The sequence below is a fragment of the Richelia sinica FACHB-800 genome (assembly GCF_014698825.1).
Classification (GTDB): Bacteria; Cyanobacteriota; Cyanobacteriia; order Cyanobacteriales; family Nostocaceae; genus FACHB-800.
In genome coordinates, this window is sequence record NZ_JACJTT010000001.1 from 197,177 (window position 1) to 215,553 (window position 18,377).

The following is an 18,377-nucleotide window of genomic DNA, read 5'->3' on the forward strand; positions in this document are numbered from 1 at the left end:
TGAGAGTTGCATAGAAACATTGTGTACCATCAGCTTGAGCAGTTTTACTAAGTTAATCAGGATATATATAACCTATCTTTAATGATTGAAAATTACACAACCAAAATGATTGCATAGCAGGATGAAATATTGTCTGCTTGCAGTTTAGATATCCTGGGTATTATGGGAAAAAATTATCGTTTTTGGGTGAGAAAATAAATAGCGATCGCATGATGGCAGAAGACAACCATCACTATTGATTGCCAATGGTGAATGATATTCTCTTTCAGCCGCAATCAGCATGATTTATATGCTAGCCTTGATCAAAACGAGCAATAGATTTTAATCAATGGTTAGCTGGATTATTTCCAATTAATCGGGATATAGCGTATTTAATCAAATTTAAATACGCTAGATAGCCCGTAATCACTTTTTGTCGAGTATCAATTGGGAATATTTTCCCCAATAGGAAACTCTAGCTGAATTACAGCAGCACCCACAGAGATGAAATAAAACCAGTGTGTTAGTCTTGCCCCCTCGGAGATTGGAGAACTTTTGTTTTGGTCTTTCTGAAGATATAGGTGGGAAATGATGAAAATAGATTCATCAGGGAGTATTCGTAAGATTGAGCATCTGTTTCAATAATTTCATTGGTTTCGGGGAAAATAGCTATATCTCTGTAGCTAGATATTTAGTTAGAAATTGAGAAAAAAGAAAAAATTTCTTATTTCCAGCGATGGATGCTGACCATCCAAAAGATCATCTATCGTTGGTTTGGGAAAAGTTAGATCGAATTATTAAGAAATTGAGATTTTGAGGTTGAGATAAGTATTGAGATCATCATGGGTGTAAAAATGAGTGAGATTAGCATCGTTTTAATAGAAGATCATGATTTGACTCGGATGGGGTTAAGGGCTGCATTACAGTCCTATACTGGACTCAGAGTAGTTGGTGAAGCAGCAAATGCCACCCAAGGATTAAAGCTGTTGGAAAACAGTAAACCGGATGTAGCGGTGGTGGATATTGGCTTACCGGATATGGATGGAATTGAACTAACTCGCAAGTTTAAACGTTATCTAGCAGAAACAGGACAAATGACAAAAGTTCTGATTCTGACTATGGATCATAGCGAAGATGCTGTTTTGGCAGCTTTTGCGGCTGGTGCAGATTCCTATTATATGAAAGAAACTAGTATTAATAAGTTAACCGAAGCCATACAGGCAACTTTCTACGGCAACTCTTGGATTGATCCGGCAATTGCGAATGTGGTATTGCGGAAAATGCGTCAAGGTTTACCAGGGGATAGTCCATCTGCTGATAAGCCAAAAACAGTGAAAATTGAAGCTTTAGCAACGGAGTATGAACAAGTTTTAGAAACTTATCCACTGACCCAACGAGAGTTAGAAATCTTAGAGTTGATTGTTGCTGGTTGCAGTAATGGTCAAATTGCGGAAAAACTATATATTACGGTGGGTACTGTAAAAACTCACGTTCGCAATATTTTAAATAAGTTATGTGCGGATGACCGTACCCAAGCCGCAGTACGTGCTTTGCGTTCGGGTTTGGTAGCTTAACTAACTTAAGATTTTGGATTGACCCAATAGATGATTCACTTGCTAGGTAAGTTATAGTATCGCCTGCAAAGTTTCGGCAATGCGTTTTGCTGCACCTGGCTTTCCTAGACGCTGAACACCATTTTCAGCGATGATTTGCAATAGGTCAGGATTTTTAAACAGAGACTGGATGACTGGGGCTACCTTTGCTGGCTGGTCTACTAGAATCAGAGATGTTCCTAAAAGACGACTCTGTGCTTCTGCAAAACCAGGATTGTATTGGGGGCCTGTACCGGGAATAGCGATCGCTGGTTTACCTAAACCAACAAATTGTTCTGTGGCTGTCCCTGCCATAGCGATCGCTACATCACCCAAATGCAAACAGTCATTGTAAGCAGTTTGGGTCAATACTAAGTAAGCATTTTTTTGTTGAAAAGTCAAACAATTCGGGTCGGGCAGTGGGAGAGGAGATACTTGACTAGCACGCCAACCTTGGATTTGTAGAGTTTGGGTCAATATATTACAGTCTAAACCAGGAGCGATCGCCCCTAAGAAAATCACCCTTCCGTCTGAAGACACAATTGCCTCTGGTTCACGAAAACTCGCCAACACAGCCGATACAGCCACCATCATTAATTCCCAATTATTGTAAGCTTCTGGGGCACGGGAACCGGGGAGAAGAGTGACAATTAAAGGACGAGTCACTTCTGAATTTTGATCATCAGTATCATCAAACGGGTGGCTGGTCAAACTGGGTTCCAAGCCATCCATCATCGGATTACCCAAATCAAAGGCAGGAATGTGAAACTGTTGTAATATTCTGGCTGTCAGTGCATCTCTTGGAAAGACTGCCCGACAACGACGACGACTCATTAACCACCTTTCCCAAGGATGATAAACCGAACCAGAAAAGTTTTCCCACCAAGCGGATTTGGAATTTCTGGTTAACATATCAGTTTCGTCCCGTACATAATATTCTGATTTAGCAGTACCTACAAATCCATAATTAGTACCGCTAATCGCTGCAAATAATAGAGGGACAATATCACCCACTGCCAAAATCGCCGATTGGTGACCTAATTTTCTGTGTGACCGCACCCAGCGACGTACAGACTTGATTTGTTCCCAGGTCAGTTTTAACAAACCACCCTGGACATCGCGCATCAGTTGGCGACCATCCATATAAATAAAGCCACCAGAAGGCATATTTTGGACTGCACCAATAATGGGAATATTCGCTTGTTGATAAGCACGTCCTTCACCAACTATTGGTAAAGCAAAAATATTTGTAGGTGTAGGTAGCTGTTGCAGTGCTTGTACAATCCGAACAGCAATGATATCTTCTCCATGTCCGTTGCTTAAAACGAGTAATTGTAAGGTCATAAATGAGGGAAATTAAAATTAAAAATATTCTGTAGACATCTGGCGAAAATGAAATATGGGTTTTCAACAACCCCTGTAGAGACGTTGTATACAACGTCTCTACATCCATTACCACCAGAGGTCTTGTCAATACAAATGATATCCCCTGGCTAACAAGGCTGTTCCATAGGCTGCTTCAGTCTGAACTGAGGGAACCACAGGGACTTTTAAATATTTAGTGCGAATAGCTGTCCAGGTAGAATTAGCAGCACCACCACCCGCTGTGTACACATGGGTGAGTTGATCTGCACCAAGTTGCTGCAATAATTCATAGCCTTGGGCTTCGATTCTGGCCATACTTTCTAATAAGCCATGTAAAAATTCTCTGGGTGTGTCGGGATGGGGATCAAGTTTTGGTGGCAGGTGGGGATCATTAATGGGAAAGCGATCGCCTGGTGTCAACAAGGGATAATAATCTAAATTACTAGCTTGCGCTGGATCTATTTCCTGACTCAATTGGCGTAATTCTTCATCGGTAAAAAATTTTCTTAGCACTGCACCACCAGTATTAGAAGCACCACCAGTCAGCCATAAGTCCCCCAACCGATGACTATAAATTCCATATCGCGCATCTTCAACACGGGTACGACTTAACAGTTTCAGTACCAAGGTGGAACCCAAAGAAGTCACCGCTTCCCCTGGCAATTTTGCCCCACTGGCTAAAAAAGCCGCAATACTATCTGTTGTTCCTGCACAGACGACACAATCACGACGTAAGCCAAATTTAGAGGCAATTTCTGGTTGCAACTCGCCGATGGGTGCTCCTGGGGCCAAAACAGTTGGTAACTGAATGGGAATTTGTAACTGTTCTAGCCATTGGGGATAACACAATTGTTCTACATCGTAGCCCAATTTTAGGGCATTATGGTAATCACTAATACCTAACTGACCATGGAGCAAAAAAGCTAGCCAATCAGCTTGGTGCAGTAAATATTTAGCTTGGGGAAAATTTGGTAAACCCTCCATCCATAGCAATTTTGCTAGGCTAGAAGTAGCACTTAATACAGTATGTTTAGGTGGGGCAGCAGTCTTTAAGAATTCCAACATTGTCCCACCCCGTGGGTCGTTGTACAAAAGGGGAAAATCCACAGGACGGCCAGCACTATCGGTGAGGAGGATAGTAGAAGAAGTACCATTAATCGCGATCGCATCAATTCCTGACCGCAATTGACCCGGAATCTGGGCTAATAAGCTCCACAAAGCCTCCTGCCAACAAATTAACCAATCAGCGCCATTTTGCCAAGGATGACGCATTTGCGCCAAAATAACTCCCTCCTCATCAATCACCACTGCCCTAGCGCCAGAAGTCCCAAAATCAACACCCAAAAACAAAGACATAAACAATTCAAAATAAAAAATTAAGAAATATAGAGAAAATCAACCCTTCAGCAGATTGTGATGTGCAATGGAGATGTAAAGTTGTATGAATAAAAAGCACAAATCCGTAGCACTCAAACACTGTTTTTGTTGCATCTTGTAACAAGATATTCCCCAATCTTGGCAAAACAGTGAAAAGTAGTAAACGAAGTGTTCAAAGTCTAATCCCACCTTAGGAGGGTTTCCACTATGACTATCTCAGATACTCAAGTGTACATCGCTATGGTTGTAGCTCTGATCCCAGGACTTCTGGCTTGGCGGTTAGCTACAGAACTTTACAAATAACAGCAAGATGTGACACGGTTAGAAGACTGATAATCCTGGCATGACAGAGAGTTATTTCCATAGGCAAAAGATGGTAAACCATCCCATCCTGGGAAACATCCACTCTGGATGCCAGGTTATTTTTTTGGGACAACAGGGGAAATATAGTTTGAAGGGCAGAAATCAATACTGTCATCTGTCATGGGTTAAGTCTTACCTATTTACACCACTGATGTCATTGACCATCTATTTAAATTTTCCAAAAATGAAGTAAGATCGCAGCTAACTCATGCGCCAATTAGCACCTATGTGCTATTGACGGTACTTAACCTACTCCAGCGAGGCTCTTTTTAGTATCATGAACGCATTTGAACCGAGCAGACCCCCGCTACAGCCACTAGAACAACCTAGAGCCGTTAGCAGACCAAAAAAACATCTGCGTCAACGCGCTTATAAAGTTTTGGCAGTAGAAACAACAGCCAAAATTACTGTTAATTTACTGGTTGGTGCAGCAGCCGTCTCTGGCCTAGTTCAACTTTTACCTTATCACTGGTCACAACAAGACAAGCTGCGGGAAATCCGCACGGAAGTAAAAGTGATGGAAGCACGGGTCAATAACTTACAAACGGAATTTAGCCGTAATTTTGACCCCAGCCAAACCAAAAGCATTATGCAGCAGCAATCATACCGTTTAGACCCTAATCAACGGCAAATTGTGTTAACGAACGAAGACCAGACAGAAAAACAATCAGCATCAACACCCTGAAGCGAATAGTATTAATATTTGCCCTGTCTATGTATAGTAGGTGACAGGCGACAACTCGACTACGCTCAGTGCATCGCAGGTGACAGTGCTAAAAGCCTTTGGTATCCAAGTTTTAGCTTTAGTTAATGTCCTAACTGCCTTGTCTACATGCTGTATCAAAAGAAGATAAATTGGTAGCCGTGACAACAGCTAATAGTTAAAAAATAATTATGGAAGAGTTATCAGTTTATTATCTATTAGCGCATCGGTACAACAATGTCGCTACAAGAACGTCACTTGACTCTATATTCAAAGTTTAAAGAAATTTAATTAAATTTTGATGATGGAGTTGAAGGCTTACCAATCAGTCTGCTGAGGATGCAGTAATTCGTTTAACCAGTTTTCTAGTTGTAAACGCAAGCGATAGCCAGAAACATCTTGATTGTTGTGGAAAAATGGTAATTGTGTGAGAGCGCGTTGGTAATCAGCGATCGCACAATTCCAGTCACCCCACAGATGATAAGTCCGGCCACGTTCAGCCCAAATGTGACCTTTTAGTTGACCAAACAGCAGTACAATCTCAAAATTTTCTATGGCTTCTGCATATTGACCTAAATCGCGCAAAGTAATGCCACGATTAATCCAAGCGCGGACATGACTAGGATTTAAATCCAATGCTTGGTCATAATCAGCTAATGCTACAGTTAATTCTCCACAGGCTGCATAGTAATTAGCACGGTTATTGTAGGCGCTAGCCAGCTTAGGATTGATGGCAATGGCAGTGTTATAGTCACGCACCGCTTTTTGACCATCACCACTTTGGAAGTAAATCAGTCCTCGGTTGTTGTAATCAACTGCACTGTCAGGATGACGATTAATTAATTCAGTTAAAAGAGCGATCGCTTCTCGATATTCTCCTTGTTGGGCTAACTTCAGTGCCAAAGAACGTAAAGAACTGTCCTCTAATCTATATTCTCCCCCTGGGTTGACTCCCAGAGTTCTTGTAGACAAAGTTTTTTTACCCTCAGACTGACAAAAGGGATATTGTTGACGACCAGAAGTTAAAAAAGGGTGATTATCCATGTTTTACTGCCTCAAACACTGGCTGTGTAAAAATAAATGCTACTGACTAGAGCCTGGAATCTGTACCTGTGGTGGTTTGAGCCACCCATTCACAACACCATTACCTACATTCTTTCTTTGTGCTCCCCAAACGCATAAACTCCAATTCACCCATCCTCCACCTTGCGGCACCCTTGATTTCTCTAGAGTTTATCCTTGCTTTAGCAAGTAAAAATTACTCACTAACACAATTAAGCCTCAAACCTAATAATGTATACTTCATACCTAAGTTCAATTCCAGAAACAGTAAAAATTCAAAGTATGAAGTGTACAGTATGAAGGATGAGGGGTACTTCCCCGTCCATCAAGAATGCAGTAAGAGATAAGAACGTTGAAGGAGTGCATTACCCCATGTGTACAATACCCCGCACCAAATCTGCTTACTGATATAACTAAACATCAAAGATGAAATCCCCTATCCTTCATACTTTCTAGGCATTTTCGCCTTTTTTCCCAATCCTTCATACTTTCTTAAGTGAGAGCAACAGTTGATAGAATGCCAACAAGCTTGGAAATAAGTAAGAGCGAAAGGGAGAAGGATGCACAGAATAAGGCAAAGAAATCAATACTGTCAGCTATTCGCTTTTACCTGTCACCTATCAAATATCACCTATTAAATTGCTCATGACAAAAACAACTTCCTACCCCAACGCGGCTGACCTCACCGCAGATGACTACATTGTCCTGGGTTTGGCTACTTGCTTTGTTAAAGAAGAGGGAGAATTGCATCAAATTGATGTAATTGAACCTATTCCTTCAGCTGCCCTAGAAGCCATCTTAAAAGGCATTCCTACCTCCTACAAATTGGCTCAAGCCACAACTTTAGGGTCTGTACTGGACGGTGAACAACCCCTATTACCAGAAGGGTTTCCAGAGTCAACCCAGTTTGGAGAGGACTTTGTATTAAGAGTAATTGCGGCTGCACGTACATACAAACGTCGCGAAGTAGCCCAATCTCTGATTCCTTTAGGTACAACTAAAACCGATCTGAATTATTCTTTAGAACGTAAACGGCTGCTCAATGCCACTAGAGTTGTCACGAAAGAAGACAACGTTAAACAACACGCTTACACACACAAAGTCCTTTAATTCAGAGGTAATCATGTTGAAACTTTATGGTGGCGCTTTTAGCCGTGCATCACTAATCAAATGGTATTTAGAGGAATTAAATATTCCCTATGAATTTGTTCTCCTAGACATGCAGGCAGGTGAACATCGTCAACCCGAATTTCTGAAAATCAACCCCATAGGAAAAGTCCCGGCAATTGTTGATGGTGATTTTCAACTATGGGAATCTGGGGCAATTTTACTTTATTTGACAGAGAAATATGGTCAAAAGCCTCTAACCACAGAAGAAAGAGCAATATTTACTCAATGGGTATTATTTGCTAATTCCACCCTAGCTACAGGGATTTTTGTAGAGAGCAATCGGGAGCGGGAAATGCCTCGCTTATTAACTCCCCTCAATGAAATTTTTGACAGACAACCGTTCATTACAGGCAATGAATTTACAGTTGCTGATGTGGCAGTAGGCTCAATTCTTGGTTATATTCCCATCATGCTGAAATTAGACTTGAGTGCTTATCCGGCCGTAGTGAAATATATTCAGCAAATTTCTGAGCGTCCTGCTTTTCAAAAAAGCATTGCTAATCGTGGTTAATTAACTTGAGTTCAATGATTGTAGAGAAGTTCCGGCGGAACTTCTCTACAATTGTTTCTGATATAAAAATAGGGACATTTAATTAACTGCCCCTATTTTTGATATTTTTATGTGCTGAAAGATTTAGTTTTAACGAGAAGAAAAGATAACCAAGATATGCTTTTGTTTTCTCTGAAAAAACTAACGATAATTTGTGAACTGTAAAGCTACAGGAAAATCTTCCTGTTTTAACCTTTGAATTACAGTTTGTAAATCGTCTTTAGCTTTAGCAGAAACACGCACAGCATCACCTTGAATAGAAGCTTGTACTTTTTTAAATTCGTCGCGAATTAATTTAGAAATTTGTTTAGCGATATCTTGGCTGATGCCTTTTTTCAGTTTGACTTCTTGACGAACACGATTACCACTAGCTGATTCAGCTTTACCAAAATCAAAGATTTTTTGAGAGAGATTACGCTTGGCGGCTTTTTCTCGCAAAATGTTATTAACAGTATCTAAGGTAAATTCGCTATCAGTGGCAATGGTAATGGTTTCTTCTCCTAATTCCACAGAGGTTTGGGTATCTTTGAGGTCGTAGCGGCTTTTAACCTCACGCAAAACTTGATCAACTGCGTTGACTAATTCTTGTCTGTCAAAATCGCTCACAATATCAAAAGAATATGTAGAAGCCATAGCAAGTCGTGAATTACAGATGTTTAATTTGTGACTGAAAATGGGCGACAGGTGAAACTATATTATTTCTTGATACCCGTTCCTACCCTTAAATATGGATGATGCTGAGGTAGAAGAGAGTACCAGAGCTAAGGGAGCCGATGGCAAACATCAGAGAACGCAAAACAGGAATATTCAGAATATAGAATGTAGAGTATAGCAATCTAGAGACAACAAAAGCGATCGCTGCCAATGCCCCAAAGGGAGAATTCACACCAGTGACATAGGCCATCATAGCGGCAGCGGCAAAAATCATAAATGCCTCAAAGCTGTTTTGGTGGGCCCAAGTGGCTCTTTTTCCATAGTCAGGCAATTTATCAAACATCGCACGAGGAGCAGCGGTATCGTATCCTACTTGCGCTCTGGCATAACCTACCACCAAAAAGGGTACATAGATAAGTATGGCAGCAGCAGCGATCGCGTACAAAAAAATCTCAGGTGTAGAGAGTTGCAAAAGCGACATCAACCTAAGTCCGTAAAGTTAATATTTTTGAATTTATGATTGGTAAAGGGTAAGGGGTAATTGAGAATCTTTTTACCCTTTACCCATTGAGAGTTTCCCATGTTGATCATTAGGTACGCAGGGAGTCTTTTTCACTTTAGTCAAAATAGAATAGTGTTACCACTTTTCTTTGTTCTTCAGCCTCTCCACAGGTTTGCAGTAGAGTCCGACTATCGTGAAAAGCAAAGCAAATCAACTGCTGACAACGGGAAACAATCTCTTTGTTACACAGGTAACTAGCCTCAGCTAAGGAAAGGTTATCATTGCTGGGATTTTCTACCAAATGCATCACTTGCTCTAATTGCTGGCGCGATTCATAGGGCTGGCGTTCCAAGCTTTGGGGCAAAATCACCGTCAGCAAGTTCGGATCTGCCCTTGTTGCGCCTTTAATAGCGGCTGAGTTGGTTCCTGTAGCACCAGAGGTAATGATGCGATTACCCGCTAAAACTAGGGCGTATGTCATCATTTCAATGAGATTCTGATGCGTAATTGGCACATGACGGGAACCCAACAAAGCGATTCGTTTGGAACCAGTTTGTTGGATTGTCGCCAGCTCTTGCGCTAATGTATCGAGGTTAATTGTGTCTATTGACTGGCTCAAAGATGGAGATAATTCAGATTAAACAACCCAGATATTCTATCAGAGAGTGTGTAGATACGATGCTAACTAGAGTTACATATTGCTACAGATTCTTACTCAAATTCTGCATTTTGCCTAATTCCTATTAGCAATATTACCTGCACATCTGATTTCTCTACTTTTTGAATGTACAGATGTGACAACACTTTTGCTCTTACACCTGGGAGTTGCATAATTAGGTCAAGCTGTTTGGTCTAGTCCACAAGTGTGTTATGCAACCGAGATGTAGTTTAGCTGATTAATTACATAGCAGGTGGCAGCAAATCAGTTGTTTAGAGATGTTTCCCTAGAGCATCTCTTCGATGGCCAATCCTAAATATTCGGTACTAAATTATACTTAAAGTCCAGTAGACAATAAGTGAAAGTCGTAATTTATATCATGTGGAAAAACCCTAATGATTTTTCCCTTGATCAATCTTGATAGCTGAATACCAAACGGAAATTTATGGATTGGTCTGGCTATCTTGCTGATTTTGTGTCAAGACGAAAACTGGATGATGAGCACTGGGGGTTTTTACAGAAGTATTGTTGGAAGTAGACCAACCTATTTCTGCAAATAAACTCAAGCTAAATGTTAGGAATGAGGCTAGTAATAATTTTTCTAACATCGGTTTACCCCCGTAAAATCATTCACTCATCACCGAATACTGCTTTATTTGACGGTTTATCTAATTTAAATTTAGGCGATCATTTAGTTAACAGCCAGTGACTTCAATATAACAAGCTTGTGATCTTCATCACAATTCGTAGATTTACTGCTGTTTTAGCCTGGTATGCTCTGTTGATCAATATTTTTCTTTAGTTTTACCATTATTTACTTATATTCACTTTCAGTATTTTTACTTTATAAAAATCAATATTAATTGTAGACACGCTGGTATATGGCAATTTTGCCCACCTCATGAAAATATTTAATTGGCAATTCCTCTACCACATGATAGATAGAAAACCTATTCCAACTGATTGATGAAAGTACCAGAAAAAAGCGCAGTAATTAAATTATTGGCTTGAATAAATTTGGAATTATCTTGGTATTTAGTGGGGGAATACAAAAATGGTTATCGATGTACGTAGACGTGCGGTAGGGGTATTTCCCCATCATAGGAATGCTGAACAAGCATTGCAGGAATTAAAAACTTCAGGCTTCCCGATGGAAAGAGTTTCTGTGATTGCCAAAGACGCAAATCATAAGCGAGATTTAGCAGGAACTGAAGTCAAGGAAAAGGTTGGCAATAAAGCCGATGAAGGAGCGAAAGTTGGTGCAGTTTCTGGTGGTGCACTGGGTGGTTTAACAGGCTTATTAATTGGTTTAGGCAGTTTGGCTATTCCGGGAGTGGGGCCAATTATGTTGGCAGGTGCAACAGCAACTGCTCTAGCTACAACCCTTGCTGGTGCGGGTATAGGTGCAGCCGCAGGTGGGTTAATTGGAGCTTTAATTGGTTTGGGAATTCCAGAAGAAAGAGCGAGAGTTTATAACGAACGAGTTCAACGAGGAGATTATTTAGTAATTATTGATGGCACAGAAGCAGAAATTGAGAGAGCGCAAGGGATTCTTCATCGTCGGGGAATTGAGGAATTTGAGGTTTATGATGCTCCACGAACCCAACATGTAGCTAGTGATGTTGTTCACTCTGATGTCAACCATCACAGACATGCAATTGGTTACTTTTCCCTCTTACCTGATGCGGAAGCAGCAATTAATGAATTACGAAATGTCGGTTTTCCCTTGAGTCAAATTTCCTTAATTCATCGGGAACGGCCCCAGAGAAGTAGTTTTGCGGGAGTTCATGTGAGCGATCGCTTTGACCCCATCACTTTAGGTCTTCCTGATCAACGTAGTCAATTCTATCATCAGCGCATCCATCTAGGTGACTATATTGTCATCGTCAGTGGCACACAAGCAGAAATTAATCAAGCAGAAACTATCCTCAAACGCTCAGGAATTCATGACTTTGCTCTATTGGATGGTCACGATGTAGGTAGTCCTACCCTGGAGACACCAGTTAGAACCACAGAAACAGTTCCCACCAACTACACGAATGAACCTTCTGTAGTGATTATTGACCGACGAGAAGGTGTGGTTTAACTTTAATCTTCAATCATTGGTCTAGGAGTAAAAGTTACAATTACAGCAGGTTCTCAACTTTCTCAAGCTAATTATTTCATCAATTGATCATCAAAATTAATCAATAATCAATATTTATAGGGTGGGCAAAATACCCACCCTCATACACCTAGAAGAAATTTACTGGAATTTACAATTTTTTCTGCTCACATATTGATACCAATCTCATCGAATTGTCGCCAAAAATTTTTTAAATATTTACTAAGAAAGAAAGTAGATTTTTTATCTCGACACACCATAAATAATGTTTGCCGCTTTTTTATAGATATAAAACTCTTATTTCTTCAACTGAAATCCATGAACAAGCTAAAACTATTCTTAATTACTTCTGTGTTACTTGTAGGTACAGTTGCCTGTGAAAATCCATCTAAAACCACTACCTCTGCGCCTAACTCTCAAGATAACACAGCCGTAAATCCAGATGTACGAACCAGAGAAGCAGCCCAATCAGATGCTCAAAGTGATGTTCGCAGAAGACAACTAAATTCAGATATTCGTGCTCGTGAAGAGCGTAATAATAATGATGGTGGTAGTACCACCAGAGCATCTACAGACTTAGCTAGTGAAGTGCGCTCGAAATTAGAGGCTAACATTCCTGATGGACAACTAACAGTTAATGCTACAGATAATGGTGATGTTACAGTTTTAGGAACTGTGAATAATCAGGAGCAATTGGCAAAAATTGAACCCTTAGCCAAAGAAATTAAAGGCGTAAGAAATGTAATTGTTAAAGCTTCTATTGCTCAACCCAAAAGCTAATACAATTGCCAATTAACATAGCCAAAATCCTATTCTCAGTCTCGAATTTACCATCCGCAGGATAATTTACCTCTAGGAAAAACATAACTGTGCTCAGTCAACCATGAATAAAAGCTTTATCAATCAAGAAGCTTGGGATTTTTCACACTTGATTGAGGATTCCTATAGGAATTTTGAGTCTAGACTGATATATTTATTTACGTCCAGTAACTTCACAAAACTGTTGTCCTTGCCGAATGACAAACATTATGGAACCTCAAGAACAGCAAACAGTATCAGTTAATTCAGGTTCACAGCAAGGTATTTTAGACCTTGACGGCGTAGAAACAGCAAACTTGCCAAAGCTGCCTCCAGCTACTGCACCTGAATCTCAATGGCAGCAAATTTTCGGGCAGATTACAGATTTCTTAGATAAGTTGCCTGATTACATAGGTGGCCTTTTTAATAACAACAAGCAGGCGCTATTGACCTTTTTTCTAATTCTGTCCGCACTGATTACTGTCAGAGTAGTTCTGGCATTGCTCAGTGCTGTGAATAGTATTCCCCTGCTAGAGCCAACTTTTGAGATGATTGGCTTGGGTTATGCGATTTGGTTTAGTTTCCGGTATCTTCTTAAATCTGAGAACCGTCGAGAACTAGTGGATAAATTTAGCTGGTTAAAACAACAAACTTTGGGTTAGTGATTTCCTGAGATTTGTAGTTTAACTTAATTATTAACAGCTATTAAAGGTGGGTGTATCCCACCTTATTTTTTTATATATCTTTAGCAAGAAACATACAGGCTTTTTTATAAAAATGCAATTCTTTAGATAGTTTATTGATAGAAAAAAAGCGCATAATCTAGTTATTGAGGTTATTTAATCACTAATTGTAGGAAACTGGTAATATGTCTAATCAAGCCAATATAGATACTTATGATCGGGGAATCATTCCCGCCGAAACAGCAGCACGCAAAGAAAGAGAAGGGGATAAATATAAACACCTTCCGGGAGAAGAAAATCAACCGAATGCCTTGACTGATGACCAAACTAATGCAGAAAGTATCCGCACTACCGATGGTTACACTGTAGATAAAGAAGGTTTATTGAACAATTATGCTGTGGAACCAGAAATGTACTTTGAAGTGCCAGGAGATGCTAGAGAAGAAGCAGCAGTAGATGTTGCTAACCGTGCTGAAGAAATAGAAGAAGTGAATGAGGATAAAACTGGTCAATTAACAGAAATTGACGATATTAGAGGCAAAGGACAGGGAATAGTTTAGTTTAATTACTCTCAGGGGCATTTTTTATTTCCACAGTTAAATTTGGCAATCCTGCTAATTTTTCTGTGGGTTTATTTTCCTCAATTAGTGGTACAAATACCCTCAAACCAGAGGGAATACATTGAATCTCTATAGGAGTAGTACCAATTATTTCTCCATCTAAAACAACTTTTTGGGGTGGGTCAGTGTGAATTTTAAATTGGTTAGCGCGAAGATAGCCAATGTCGTCCCGTTCAGCGGGATTCCCTGTAGAAGCTGTTTGAAATAAATGGAACGTAGCAGCGATCGCTCCTGCCTTACTTGCTGGTGCTACAATCGTTAAATCTAATAATCCATCATCAACAATAATCCCTGCTGGGCCTTGGGCTAAAACAGAAGTCGGGGGTGCGGCATTTGCCACTGTCACGGCTGCTGCGGTTGTTTTTACTACCTTATCCTGGGTTTCGATTTCCACATCAAAATACTGCAAATTTCTCAACTCCCGAATACCAGCCAAAAGATAGGCAATGATTCCCAATCGATTTTTTGCTTCTCGGTCAGCTTGTTCTATGGTTTCTGCCTCAAAACCAATCCCTGCTAATAAAACCATTGGCTGACCATTACAGCTACCAACATCTACAGTCCTTGTAGTGCCTTGCAATATTGTTCTACAAGCATCAGCAATGGTATCAGGAATACCTAATGCAGTGGCAAAGGCATTTGCTGTGCCTCTGGCTATAATTCCCAAGGGTATTTCTGTATTAATCAGGGCTGCGGCTACTGCGGAAATAGTACCATCACCCCCAGACGCTAGGACTGCATCTACCCCCCTTTTCACCGCTGTATGGGCAAGTTCATCTGCATCAACTTCTTCAGTAGTGAGATAAATTTCTAAATCAATTTCTGGCTGTAAAATTGCCCGAATTTCTTCTAGTTCTAATTCTGAGTTTCCCTGACCTGCAACTGGATTAAAAATTAAGCAAGCGGAACGATTCATAATAATTCAATTTTCGTTTTAGTTATTTTGATATTATTTTTTACTTAGCAATCTAAAAATAACTGTATTGGGATGATAAAAATCAGCTACATCACAGGTGAATTTTATATTTATAATCTAAGTCAGATTTTTTCGCTTCTCTCTAGGGATAGGTTTAAACTGGACAACAGTGAATGAATTTTCAATTGACAAGTCAATTATGGAACGTCCAATTTTATATATAGCAATTACAAATCATGGTTTTGGTCATGGGACGCGCACTGCTTCCATCGCAGCCACGATTCAAAAATTGTGCCCAGATGTATTGTTAATCTTAGTAACTACTGCCCCCCGTTGGTTACTAGAGTCATATATAGAAGGAGATTTTATTCACCGTCCACGGGCCTTTGATTTAGGTGTAGTTCAAACCGATAGCTTGAATATGGATAAAGGTGCAACTATAGACAAGTTGAGGAAAATTCAAAAAAATCAAAATTCTTTAATTGCGTCAGAAGTAAACTTTATTCGCCAAAATCGGGTGAATTTAATTTTAGCCGACATTCCCTTTTTAGCTGCGGGATTTGCTCAAGCTGCCAATATTCCCTGTTGGATGGTGAGTAATTTTGGTTGGGATTTTATTTACCGCAATTGGGGAGAGGAATTTACAGAAATAGCTGATTGGATTAGTAATTGGTATAGTCAGTGCGATCGCTTGTTTCGTTTTCCCTTTGCTGAACCTATGTCAGCTTTCCCTAATATAACAGATGTAGGGTTAACAGGCGGCACTCCCCGCTTCTCTCCTGACGAATTACGCACCACTTGGGGAATAACTAAACCTCCAGAGAAAACCATCCTACTCACCTTCGGGGGTTTGGGTTTGCAGCAAATACCCTATGAAAATCTCAGACACTTTGCTGATTGGCAATTTATCACCTTTGATACCTCAACACCAGATTTAGCCAACATCGTCAAAATTACTAACCGTCAATATCGTCCAGTTGATTTCATGCCCATTTGTGGGAGAATAGTTTCCAAACCTGGTTATGGAACATTTGCAGAAGCCACAAGGTTGGGAACACCCATCGTCACCATCCCCCGTGATGACTTTGCAGAAGCGCCTTTTCTCATTGCCGGAATTCAGAATTACAACCATCATCAAATCATCACCCCAGCAGAGTTTTTTCAAGGAAATTGGGATTTTCTTCATCATTCACCCCAACCACCCCAACAAACCGAACCCATCGCTAAGGATGGAAATCACACAATTGCTGAAGCAGTGATAAATTATTTCCAGAGCAATTCTTTATAAGCAGACACTGAATCAATCACATCAAATTGCTGATGACACACTATCAAAAACTATTGAGAATTTCCACCACTGGTAAGTCATTTCACAACATCACATCCAAAGTCGAAGCCATAGTAGCAGAATCAGGAGTGAAAACAGGTCTTTGCACCTTATTTTTGCGTCACACCTCCGCTAGTTTAGTTATCCAAGAAAATGCTGACCCTGATGTATTGACAGACTTAGCAAACTTTATGGCTAAATTAGTTCCTGAAGGTAATTATTATATTCATGATGCTGAAGGGCCAGATGATATGCCCGGACACATTCGTAGTGTTTTAACACATACTTCTGAGCATATTCCTATTAATAATGGTCATTTAGTCTTAGGAACTTGGCAAGGCATCTATGTTTGGGAACATCGTCAACGTAGTCATACAAGAGAATTAGTAGTTCATATCTCTGCTTAACACTATATATTTCAATAAAAATTGATGAATTCTATTTATACGCTCACAAACGATAGTATAGTTGCTGGCTTCCATGCTCTTTCTGAACCATTACGACTTCAGGTATTAGACCTATTACGAGACAAAGAACTGTGTGTTTGTGACTTGTGCCAGGTTTTAGGCGTAACTCAGTCGAAATTATCTTTTCACCTGAAAACTCTCAAAGAAGCTGGTTTAGTTAGATCGCGTCAAGAAGGACGTTGGATTTATTACAGCCTGAATTTGGTGCAGTTTGTGGCTTTAGAACAATATTTAGCGGATTTTCGACGTACATCCCAAATCAGGTTTTCCAGTTCTTGCGATCATCCCTGAAATTACATATCAATTTTTTTTGATGAATTTTTGTGTGTCAGTCTTGACATAGACATATATATCAAGTTTTATTGAAATGAGGAGGAACTAAATTTAGCCAAAATACGCAATGGAGAGTTTGATGAAAATAGCGATTAAGAAAATAGCTCTCGCGTTGGGAATCCTAACTATAGCCAGCAGTTGTGCCAATGGCTCCACGTCTACTCAAAGTCAGCAGTCTGAAAAAATCATTGAAGTTAGTAGGAAAGTAAAAACCGAAACAACAATTAGAATTGATGGTTCGAGTACGGTACATCCAATTACCCAAGCAATTGCCCAAGAGTTTCAGGCAGACCCCAATAATAATAAATTGCAGGTTGACGTAAAAATTTCTGGTACAACAGGTGGATTTGAAAAATTTTGCACTGGAAAAACAGAGATTAATAACGCTTCTCGACCGATTTTACTGGCAGAAATGGAAACTTGTAAGAAAAATGGAGTGGGCTACATAGAGCTTCCCATTGCCTTTGATGCTTTAACAGTCGTTGTTAATCCCCAAAATAACTGGGCAAAAGATATCACACTAGCAGAATTGAAAAAGATTTGGGAACCTGCTGCCCAAGGGAAAATTACCCGATGGAATCAAGTCCGTCCATCTTGGCCAGATCGTCCTCTAATTTTATATGGTGCAGGTAAAAAATCTGGTACTTTTGATTACTTTACAGAAGCTGTTGTAGGTAAAGCCAGAGCTTCGCGCAATGACTACACAGCTAGTGAAGATGATGAGGTATTAGTTGGTGGGGTAAGCAAAGACCAAAATGCTTTGGGATACTTTGGCTATGCCTATTATGAAAAACATCAAGATAAGTTAAAAGCACTCTCTATAGATAACGGACGTGGAGCAGTATTACCCTCACGGAAAACAGTAGAAAAGGCCCAGTATCAACCACTGTCTCGTCCTCTGTTTATTTACGTCAATCCTCAGTCTCTCTCAAGCAGAGGAATACTCTACAAATTTACTGATTTTTACATTCAAAAAGCACCACAAGCAGTTAGTGCTGTAGGATATATACCTTTACCAGAAGATGGGTATAGACTCAATTATATTCATATGTACAAAGGCAAAGTAGGAACAGTATTTGATGGCAAAGCCGAGATGAATTTAACCATCGGTGAATTGTTACGCAAAGAAGCCAAATTTTAGCTATTTATTTTCA

General features: G+C 40.0%; 22 protein-coding genes. 13 read left to right on the forward strand and 9 right to left on the reverse strand.

What is annotated here, in order from left to right:
* Positions 1–144: 144 nt before the first annotated feature.
* Complete coding sequence (locus H6G73_RS00840; protein WP_190601045.1) at positions 145–282, reverse strand: hypothetical protein; 138 nt, start codon at positions 280–282, stop codon at positions 145–147.
* Between the two features lie 551 nt (positions 283–833).
* Between H6G73_RS00840 and H6G73_RS00845 the strand changes: the two genes are divergently transcribed.
* Positions 834–1,553: a response regulator gene (locus H6G73_RS00845; RefSeq protein WP_190601046.1), complete on the forward strand. Its 720-nt coding sequence runs from the start codon at positions 834–836 to the stop codon at positions 1,551–1,553.
* A gap of 51 nt (positions 1,554–1,604) precedes the next feature.
* On the opposite strand, the gene H6G73_RS00850 is transcribed toward H6G73_RS00845, so the two are convergent.
* A complete protein-coding gene (locus H6G73_RS00850) occupies positions 1,605–2,915 on the reverse strand; it encodes a lipid-A-disaccharide synthase-related protein (protein ID WP_190601047.1) in 1,311 nt (436 codons plus the stop codon).
* A 126-nt stretch (positions 2,916–3,041) separates the two neighbouring features.
* Positions 3,042–4,292: an FGGY-family carbohydrate kinase gene (locus H6G73_RS00855; protein ID WP_190601048.1), complete on the reverse strand. Its 1,251-nt coding sequence runs from the start codon at positions 4,290–4,292 to the stop codon at positions 3,042–3,044.
* A gap of 228 nt (positions 4,293–4,520) precedes the next feature.
* Here H6G73_RS00855 and psaM point away from each other — a divergent pair, with 228 nt between their 5' ends.
* On the forward strand, positions 4,521–4,616 hold the full coding sequence (psaM, locus tag H6G73_RS00860; protein WP_190601049.1) for a photosystem I reaction center subunit XII: 96 nt from the start codon (positions 4,521–4,523) through the stop codon (positions 4,614–4,616).
* 337 nt (positions 4,617–4,953) lie between these two features.
* A complete protein-coding gene (locus tag H6G73_RS00865) occupies positions 4,954–5,361 on the forward strand; it encodes a slr1601 family putative cell division protein (protein ID WP_190601050.1) in 408 nt (135 codons plus the stop codon).
* 336 nt (positions 5,362–5,697) lie between these two features.
* Here the strand turns inward: H6G73_RS00865 and H6G73_RS00870 are convergent, their stop codons facing one another.
* Positions 5,698–6,423 (reverse strand): tetratricopeptide repeat protein, encoded by a 726-nt coding sequence (locus H6G73_RS00870; RefSeq protein ID WP_190601051.1) that lies wholly within the window; start codon positions 6,421–6,423, stop codon positions 5,698–5,700.
* A gap of 663 nt (positions 6,424–7,086) precedes the next feature.
* Between H6G73_RS00870 and H6G73_RS00875 the strand changes: the two genes are divergently transcribed.
* Positions 7,087–7,551: a hypothetical protein gene (locus tag H6G73_RS00875; protein WP_190601052.1), complete on the forward strand. Its 465-nt coding sequence runs from the start codon at positions 7,087–7,089 to the stop codon at positions 7,549–7,551.
* A 13-nt stretch (positions 7,552–7,564) separates the two neighbouring features.
* Positions 7,565–8,122, forward strand: coding sequence for a glutathione S-transferase family protein (locus H6G73_RS00880; RefSeq protein ID WP_190601053.1), 558 nt, complete (start codon positions 7,565–7,567; stop codon positions 8,120–8,122).
* A gap of 180 nt (positions 8,123–8,302) precedes the next feature.
* Here H6G73_RS00880 and H6G73_RS00885 read toward each other — a convergent pair whose 3' ends face one another.
* The 4 genes from H6G73_RS00885 to H6G73_RS00900 all read right to left on the reverse strand — a co-directional run bounded on the left by H6G73_RS00885 (position 8,303) and on the right by H6G73_RS00900 (position 10,583).
* Entirely contained in the window at positions 8,303–8,794 is a 492-nt protein-coding gene (locus H6G73_RS00885) for a YajQ family cyclic di-GMP-binding protein (protein ID WP_190601054.1), read from the reverse strand.
* A gap of 88 nt (positions 8,795–8,882) precedes the next feature.
* Entirely contained in the window at positions 8,883–9,296 is a 414-nt protein-coding gene (locus H6G73_RS00890; RefSeq protein ID WP_190601055.1) for an MAPEG family protein, read from the reverse strand.
* Positions 9,297–9,432: 136 nt separating this feature from the next.
* A complete protein-coding gene (locus tag H6G73_RS00895; RefSeq protein WP_190601056.1) occupies positions 9,433–9,936 on the reverse strand; it encodes a DNA recombination-mediator protein A in 504 nt (167 codons plus the stop codon).
* Between the two features lie 482 nt (positions 9,937–10,418).
* Entirely contained in the window at positions 10,419–10,583 is a 165-nt protein-coding gene (locus tag H6G73_RS00900; protein ID WP_190601057.1) for a hypothetical protein, read from the reverse strand.
* Between the two features lie 446 nt (positions 10,584–11,029).
* Between H6G73_RS00900 and H6G73_RS00905 the strand changes: the two genes are divergently transcribed.
* The 4 genes from H6G73_RS00905 to H6G73_RS00920 all read left to right on the forward strand — a co-directional run bounded on the left by H6G73_RS00905 (position 11,030) and on the right by H6G73_RS00920 (position 14,120).
* Positions 11,030–12,061: a general stress protein gene (locus H6G73_RS00905; RefSeq protein ID WP_190601058.1), complete on the forward strand. Its 1,032-nt coding sequence runs from the start codon at positions 11,030–11,032 to the stop codon at positions 12,059–12,061.
* A 336-nt stretch (positions 12,062–12,397) separates the two neighbouring features.
* Positions 12,398–12,859, forward strand: a complete 462-nt coding sequence (locus H6G73_RS00910; RefSeq protein ID WP_190601059.1) for a BON domain-containing protein — start codon at positions 12,398–12,400, stop codon at positions 12,857–12,859.
* Between the two features lie 236 nt (positions 12,860–13,095).
* The gene (locus tag H6G73_RS00915; protein WP_242034079.1) at positions 13,096–13,539 is read left to right on the forward strand and encodes a CAAD domain-containing protein; all 444 of its coding nucleotides are present in this window, start codon (positions 13,096–13,098) and stop codon (positions 13,537–13,539) included.
* Between the two features lie 206 nt (positions 13,540–13,745).
* Positions 13,746–14,120: a hypothetical protein gene (locus H6G73_RS00920; RefSeq protein ID WP_190601060.1), complete on the forward strand. Its 375-nt coding sequence runs from the start codon at positions 13,746–13,748 to the stop codon at positions 14,118–14,120.
* 1 nt (position 14,121) lies between these two features.
* On the opposite strand, the gene H6G73_RS00925 is transcribed toward H6G73_RS00920, so the two are convergent.
* On the reverse strand, positions 14,122–15,096 hold the full coding sequence (locus H6G73_RS00925) for a YegS/Rv2252/BmrU family lipid kinase (RefSeq protein ID WP_190601061.1): 975 nt from the start codon (positions 15,094–15,096) through the stop codon (positions 14,122–14,124).
* Positions 15,097–15,295: 199 nt separating this feature from the next.
* Here H6G73_RS00925 and H6G73_RS00930 point away from each other — a divergent pair, with 199 nt between their 5' ends.
* The 4 genes from H6G73_RS00930 (at position 15,296) to H6G73_RS00945 (ending at position 18,364) form a co-directional block, all read left to right on the forward strand.
* Positions 15,296–16,384, forward strand: coding sequence for a glycosyl transferase (locus H6G73_RS00930; protein WP_190601062.1), 1,089 nt, complete (start codon positions 15,296–15,298; stop codon positions 16,382–16,384).
* Between the two features lie 32 nt (positions 16,385–16,416).
* Complete coding sequence (locus tag H6G73_RS00935; RefSeq protein WP_190601063.1) at positions 16,417–16,830, forward strand: secondary thiamine-phosphate synthase enzyme YjbQ; 414 nt, start codon at positions 16,417–16,419, stop codon at positions 16,828–16,830.
* 24 nt (positions 16,831–16,854) lie between these two features.
* Complete coding sequence (locus H6G73_RS00940; RefSeq protein WP_190601064.1) at positions 16,855–17,181, forward strand: ArsR/SmtB family transcription factor; 327 nt, start codon at positions 16,855–16,857, stop codon at positions 17,179–17,181.
* 121 nt (positions 17,182–17,302) lie between these two features.
* A complete protein-coding gene (locus tag H6G73_RS00945) occupies positions 17,303–18,364 on the forward strand; it encodes a PstS family phosphate ABC transporter substrate-binding protein (RefSeq protein ID WP_190601065.1) in 1,062 nt (353 codons plus the stop codon).
* The last annotated feature ends 13 nt before the right edge of the window (positions 18,365–18,377 follow it).